11 protein-coding genes and 1 pseudogene are annotated in these 6,000 nt (G+C 46.2%); 6 read left to right on the top strand and 6 right to left on the bottom strand.

Annotation, left to right across the window (positions count from 1 at the left end; translation table 11 throughout):
* Positions 1-29: 29 nt before the first annotated feature.
* The gene (locus H6F50_RS23195; protein ID WP_190414073.1) at positions 30-287 is read left to right on the top strand and encodes a hypothetical protein; all 258 of its coding nucleotides are present in this window, start codon (positions 30-32) and stop codon (positions 285-287) included.
* A gap of 41 nt (positions 288-328) precedes the next feature.
* On the opposite strand, the gene H6F50_RS23200 is transcribed toward H6F50_RS23195, so the two are convergent.
* The gene (locus H6F50_RS23200) at positions 329-589 is read right to left on the bottom strand and encodes a hypothetical protein (protein WP_190430513.1); all 261 of its coding nucleotides are present in this window, start codon (positions 587-589) and stop codon (positions 329-331) included.
* A gap of 50 nt (positions 590-639) precedes the next feature.
* Between H6F50_RS23200 and H6F50_RS23205 the strand changes: the two genes are divergently transcribed.
* The 3 genes from H6F50_RS23205 (at position 640) to H6F50_RS23215 (ending at position 2,413) form a co-directional block, all read left to right on the top strand.
* Positions 640-897 carry a DUF1816 domain-containing protein gene (locus H6F50_RS23205; RefSeq protein ID WP_190430514.1) on the top strand — a complete coding sequence of 86 codons (258 nt, stop codon included), beginning with the start codon at positions 640-642 and terminating at the stop codon, positions 895-897.
* Positions 898-1,335: 438 nt separating this feature from the next.
* On the top strand, positions 1,336-1,554 hold the full coding sequence (locus H6F50_RS23210) for a hypothetical protein (protein ID WP_190430515.1): 219 nt from the start codon (positions 1,336-1,338) through the stop codon (positions 1,552-1,554).
* A gap of 187 nt (positions 1,555-1,741) precedes the next feature.
* Complete coding sequence (locus tag H6F50_RS23215; RefSeq protein ID WP_190430516.1) at positions 1,742-2,413, top strand: alternative oxidase; 672 nt, start codon at positions 1,742-1,744, stop codon at positions 2,411-2,413.
* Between the two features lie 27 nt (positions 2,414-2,440).
* Here H6F50_RS23215 and H6F50_RS23220 read toward each other — a convergent pair whose 3' ends face one another.
* Both H6F50_RS23220 and tmk read right to left on the bottom strand, forming a co-directional pair.
* A complete protein-coding gene (locus H6F50_RS23220; protein WP_190430517.1) occupies positions 2,441-3,442 on the bottom strand; it encodes a DNA polymerase III subunit delta' in 1,002 nt (333 codons plus the stop codon).
* A gap of 139 nt (positions 3,443-3,581) precedes the next feature.
* Positions 3,582-4,244, bottom strand: coding sequence for a dTMP kinase (gene tmk, locus H6F50_RS23225; RefSeq protein WP_190430518.1), 663 nt, complete (start codon positions 4,242-4,244; stop codon positions 3,582-3,584).
* Positions 4,245-4,310: 66 nt separating this feature from the next.
* Here tmk and H6F50_RS23230 point away from each other — a divergent pair, with 66 nt between their 5' ends.
* Both H6F50_RS23230 and H6F50_RS23235 read left to right on the top strand, forming a co-directional pair.
* Positions 4,311-4,478, top strand: a complete 168-nt coding sequence (locus H6F50_RS23230) for a hypothetical protein (RefSeq protein WP_190430519.1) — start codon at positions 4,311-4,313, stop codon at positions 4,476-4,478.
* Positions 4,479-4,537: 59 nt separating this feature from the next.
* The gene (locus H6F50_RS23235; protein ID WP_190414060.1) at positions 4,538-4,885 is read left to right on the top strand and encodes a hypothetical protein; all 348 of its coding nucleotides are present in this window, start codon (positions 4,538-4,540) and stop codon (positions 4,883-4,885) included.
* A gap of 48 nt (positions 4,886-4,933) precedes the next feature.
* Here H6F50_RS23235 and H6F50_RS23240 read toward each other — a convergent pair whose 3' ends face one another.
* The 3 genes and pseudogenes from H6F50_RS23240 to H6F50_RS23250 form a co-directional block, all read right to left on the bottom strand.
* A complete protein-coding gene (locus tag H6F50_RS23240; protein ID WP_190414059.1) occupies positions 4,934-5,356 on the bottom strand; it encodes an FHA domain-containing protein in 423 nt (140 codons plus the stop codon).
* A gap of 71 nt (positions 5,357-5,427) precedes the next feature.
* Positions 5,428-5,622 (bottom strand): hypothetical protein, encoded by a 195-nt coding sequence (locus H6F50_RS23245; protein WP_190430520.1) that lies wholly within the window; start codon positions 5,620-5,622, stop codon positions 5,428-5,430.
* Between the two features lie 114 nt (positions 5,623-5,736).
* Positions 5,737-6,000 (bottom strand): annotated as a pseudogene (locus H6F50_RS23250) (heavy metal translocating P-type ATPase); the annotation flags it as partial.

The following is a 6,000-nucleotide window of genomic DNA, read 5'->3' on the forward strand; positions in this document are numbered from 1 at the left end:
CTATAAAATTAGTTATAGAGGGTTGTACTATGCCAGAGAATATCAATAAATTAAGCTTTCTCAACCCCCAGAGTCGTTATTGGGGTCGTTTCACTCCAGAGGAGCTAGCTTTTAATGCGAATTTACAGGAATTTGCACAAAAAATTTCTTATATATCTGCGTTGCAAACCGGAGGTAAGATTTCTTCCGAACAGGCATACAAGGATATTAAGTCTCTGTGGAAGCAGTTAAAGACAAGTAAAAAAGAACTAGGCGTGGGAGCAAATATCCCAAAAACAGAAAGCTAGTGATGGTCAACAGTTACGCTGCTAATGTCAGGGTTTATTGATTATTCAGCAATATCTTGAACTTTAAGGTTGTATTGCATACACTTGTGCCAAGTTGCATCCGTTAAACTAGAATTCAAGAACAAATTTTGTGTTTGATATTCTTTGAGGTTTTCTAAAAGATATAAAATATCAATTTGGCGATCGCATCTGAGTACAGTGACGCAGTTGTATGAAAGCAGAATCGTACAACTATGAGCCGACTGCCAGGTTATCCTATCGAGCTGGGCAGAACTGTCATTCAGTTTAAACGAGAATTTCAATGCCTCTGTCTAGTTTGTCTAATCCCTAATTCTCTTAGTTATCACTTCCTATGGCACTGCTCAAAACAATCAAAGAGGTCTTGACAGGATTTGCACAAGGTCTCCGAATGTCTTGGTGGGTGGAAATTGCCACTACTGAGCCTCGCTGTATCTACTATTTTGGTCCCTTTCACAACTCCGCTGAAGCGGCAACTGCGTGCCCTGGCTATATTGAAGATATCCAAAGTGAAAAAGCTTGCGGGATCGAAGTCACCATCAAACGCTGCAAGCCAAGCGTGTTGACGATGTGCGAGGAAGAAGTCAACTAAGAAAACTGTCCGAAATCTACCATTCAGTGGTTGGTATATAAGATCACCAAGAGATTTAACGTAATGCCCACTCCTCCGGTAGAAGTTCAGGGAAGGGGTAGGCATTAACTTGGTTAATAAGGACAACAAATGAATGGCAATCTCCCTCTGGGAGTTTCTACACGGTACTACACGGTCAGGGAAACAGCGATTATCCTCCGGAAACGCTAAGTCGGATGGCGAACTGACAAGTCAGCGCTAGGCTAACGCCTCGCTTCGCTAACGCTATCGCGCTTTTGTTAACCCTTTCTTGTCGAACCCTCTGCTTAGTAAACTCCCAGCTTCCCTTTTAAGGGACTGTTTGTAAATTACACTTGGTGGCGCTATTGCCTGAGCTTTTGTAACTTAGCGTCCCTATTAGTTTATATTTATAAACACTATTGAGGAGACAAAAAGATTATGACTCAACCTCAGTTCCATGATGAATTGACCCTTTCGGAAACAGCAGAACAATTTGGAAAAAAAGCTCTAAAATTAGGTCTTATCCCTAGTTTTGTCGTCCGCTACTTTCCAGATAGCAGCCAATTCTATATTCCTAACGAAACCGAATCAGAACCGCTCACCCCAGAAGAGGCATATCTGCGTCTGAGAAAATTGGTGGAACAATCTGGTCAATAAGTGTTGTCCGCACAGTAGATGTCCAGCAGTCTCAGTAGGTGAGTATTAGGTAGGTATAAAAATTCAATATCAGCTAACCCCCTGCAATACATCAATCGGGTTACTTGGTTTGTCAATTATTTTACATTTATTTATACTTAATCCATGAGTTTATAATTATTAGTCGTTTTAAAAGCAGACTAGGAGAATGATTCGTTTACTCGTTAGTTTCTTAGAATTTATTTTAAAAACTTTTTACCAAGAACGATGGTATGCAAGATTTTATGTATTGGAAACGATCGCTCGCGTTCCTTGTTTTGCTTATTTATCGGTTCTTCATCTCTATGAAAGTCTCGGTGCGTGGCCTTATGCTGATTGGATCAAGGTTCACTTTGCTGAGTCCTGGAATGAGTTGCATCATCTCCGCATCATCGAAGCATTGGGTGGGGGGAAATCGTGGAGCGATCGCATGATTGCTCGGATTGGCGTCCTGGCTTACTACTGGATTCTAGTCTTTGTATACATGATTGCTCCCAGATCGGCTTACTACTTTAATCAGTTAGTCGAAGAAGGTGCTTACCACACCTACGATAAATTTCTAACAGATCATGAGGCTGAACTCAAAACTCAGCCAGCTCCACAGATAGCAATTGATTACTACCACGAGGGCGATCTTTACATGTTTGATGATTTTCAAATCTCTCATACACCAAGGGAGCGTCGCCCAAAAATTGAGAATCTTTACGATGTGTTCGTTGCCATCCGCAATGACGAAAAAGAACACATCACAACCATGATTGCCTGCCAGCAACCAGACGCAAAAGAAAAAATTAAAAGCCCCCATTCCCCTGAATTTAAGCCCTCATCTGAAGAGAGTTAAAGCAATTTTTTCCTCTCAAATGGTGGCTTAAATCATTTCTAATAGCGTTACTTCCCAGACAAGTCGCGGTTGAGCATAACTCAGGAGAGATTGGCGGGCTTTTTCGAGTTGCTGGAGGGGCAATTTATGAATTACACCGTTCAAGAATTGCTGCCAGTAAGTGTGCTGTAGATAATCAACTAACCACAGTTGGGCTTCTGTATCGAGAGTTTTATCAATCCGTTTGGCGAGTTCAAGGGCGTCCCGAAACGATTTTGGCAGATGGATAACGTCCTGAAGTAAGTCTTGGGGAATCGTTTGGAGTTGCTCCCAGGAAGCGATCGCACTTCCCGGACTGCCTTGCGCGATCGCTAACACCATCGGATGCTCCAAAATCTCTTCGTGACCCGTCTTCCGCAACACCTGCTCCATTGCCGCCGAGTCTAAACCATAGAAAGGAATGTGCTGACAGCGCGATACCAGCGTCGGTAACAACGACGACGGCGTTGGTGCGATTAAAACCAGCGTTGCTCGTCCCGGTTCTTCCAGGGTTTTGAGTAAGGCATTTGCAGCCGCTTCTGCCATTGTTTCTGCTTGTTCCAGCACAACGAGCGATCGCGGTGCCTCCAGCGCCGAACGTCCCAGAAATTGGGTAATTTCCCGAATTTGCTCCAGCCGGATTTGCGGCGGAGCCTTGCGCTTGACACCCGCTTCGGCGGCTTCGGCGGCAGATAATCGTTGACCCTGATGCAGATAGGTCGGTTGCACCCAAAATAAGTCTGGATGATTGCCCTGCCGCAAGCGGTTTTTGATAGACGCAATACTCCCCTTGCTTCCTTCCTTAATCACAGGAGATTCGGGGGCGTCTGGCTCAGTTGCGGGTACATTAGCACAGAACAAAAGGTCTACAAAGCACCGAGCCGCCATGCTGCGTCCGACGCCTTCGGGACCCGCAAATAGATAGGCAGGAGCAATCCGATTTTGAGCCACTGCCTGAGTTAGTAACTCAACCGCTCGATTTTGTCCGACAAGTTCCGCAAAAAAGTTCATTTAACCGCAAAAAAAGGCAAAACTCAAAAAATTTGCAAGCAGTACCATTTACCCTGGAGACGCGATATATGGCGTCTGGAACCAACCCTCAAAAATTGTATTGATAGTTTAATCCCCACTGCCAGGGAATTATAGATTTTTAATTTTCTAGAGACCATTCCCGAAATCGTTGAGTCAAGATAGCCTGAATTTGCCCTTGGACTTCTGCCTCAGTGCCACTGCCATCCACCCGCACAATCCGCTGGGGATGGGCTGCTGCTAAGGCTCTAAACCCCTGCTGTACCCGTTGGTGGAACGCCAATTCTGCTTGCTCCATTCGGTCGGCGGCTCCCCTGGCTTTAGCGCGTGCTAGACCTATTTCAACGTCAACATCTAGCCACAGGGTGAGGTCGCTTTCCAGTCCGTCTGTCGCCATTTGGCATATCTTCTCGATTAAAGATAGGCTAAGACCTCGACCATAGCCTTGATAGGCGATAGTGGAATCGGTGTAACGATCGCACAAAATAATTCCTCCTGCCGCCAGGGTTGGTTTTAGCACTTGTTCAACGTGCTGCGAGCGGTCTGCTGCATACAACAATAGTTCTGTCCGGTCTTGAATGGGGTGATTCAGAGCCCCTTCGAGCAACAAGCGGCGCAAAGCTTTACCCAATTCTGTACCCCCTGGCTCTCTGGTGATCGCCACCTGCGAGAAAATCGGAGATTCTGCCTTCATCCTTTTCAGAAGCCAATCGCGCGATCGCTGCATCTGAGTTGTTTTACCGCTTCCTTCCACTCCCTCAAACACAATCAGCTTGCCCTGCATTCCCCAATCCTTATCATCACAGCCCTTTTTTCTTGCTCAAGATCGGGATGTGGCTCACAAGCACCAATGAATCCACAACCCACTCATCCTTCATTCTTCCAAAGTATCAGTCAACCCCACCCCGTGCTTTTGGTAACTTCCCTACTTAGTTCTTCCGGAGGAGCGACTGGTATGCTGGAAGCTGATAAAGGCTGGGTGATGGCTCTAGCCTTAGAAACAAGCATTCCTTTCTGACCCGAAACGAAGGTTCGGTATGATAAGAGGGTCGAGGGATATGACGTCGGGGATTTTTTATGGCTCGCTATACTTGTTCATTTATCGTTGCAGTTCCCCTTGAGCGTCTCCAGCAGGTGCTCATAGAAGTTTTGGAGTCCTGTAATTTCGATATTATCTACAACACTGGAGACTACTTGATGGCTCGCGAGATACCGGGTCACGTCTCTTTTGCCAAGCTGGTGACGGTGGAAGTGCTCATCGATAAATCGACCGCTACCGACCGAGAAGTGCGGATGAATTTTGTAGTGAAAAACGAAGAGTTGCCCCTGCAAGTGGACAACCACTGCCACCAGATGTTCTATCAGGTGCATCAGGCGATCGCGGAAAATCGCCATTGGCAACTAGTTGAAAGCGTCGCCGGATAGACAAGCTTCCCCCTGGGAAGTTCTCAGGCGAGATTTTCATGGAGAAAATTAAGGTTCTTCCCCATCGCCAACCATATTGGGACTAATCAGGGTAATGTCCCACTCATCTGGAGGTCCCGTGGGAATGGATTCTCGCTTCAGGTGGAAGTAGCGTGCCCGCACTTGCGGCCCAAACACAATCTCATCTTCATCTTCGAGATCGTGAGCTTGGAGTTTTCGACCATTGATCAACAGACCATTGGCGCTGGGCTTGCCTTTGTCGCCATCGACAATTCGATAATAGTAAGAGCCATCCGCACGCAATTTTTGCACTAAAGTTGCGTGCCGGCGCGATACAAATTGGGAGTACAACCGAATATCACACTTCTGGTCTCTGCCAATGCAATATTCGGGCTTTTCTAAGGGGAACTCCTTACGTCCCTGATCATCTTCAATAATCAATATATGGTTCAGATGCAGTTTTACAGCCATTGAAAAATTATTTAGAGAGAGGGCGGTTGGTTTATGAAAAACAGTTACTTAGACTAACAGTGGCACCATTCTCAACCGGCGGGATAAGCGCCTGTGCCTGCACCCTGAATATCAACACTCGACCGAGCCTTATCTTGAGGAAAACAAGAGGCGCTTTGGCGGAGGTTGGCAGGACTCCAGCGTAACACCCCCACCTTCCCTGAAGCCAGTGTCGTCAGCTTGGAGCAGGCTTGATGTGTTTGGAGGGTTATAATCTCCTCTATCATATTGTGGCACACCGAGTTAGCGGTCAATTGTTCGTTGGCAGTTATCGAAAAGCAGGTTTAATTTAAGATATTTGTAACAAACCAATCCGACTGATTAAACACGCCTGGACTCAATCAGTTATCGGTAGAGAGAGATTTACGGAGCAAAAGCGAGTTAGTGACAACGCTGACAGAACTAAAAGCCATTAATGCTCCGGCAGCAGATGGGCTGAGAACAAGCCCGAAAGTGGGTAACAGCACACCCGCAGCGACGGGCAAAGAGATGGTGTTGTAGGCAAACGCCCAAAACAGATTTTGGCGGATTTTGTTGAAAGTCGCACGGGAAAGCTGGATTGACTTGACAACATCCAGAAGGCGATCGCGCATCAGAACAATTTG

Source organism: Coleofasciculus sp. FACHB-712, assembly GCF_014695635.1.
Classification (GTDB): Bacteria; Cyanobacteriota; Cyanobacteriia; order Cyanobacteriales; family FACHB-T130; genus FACHB-T130.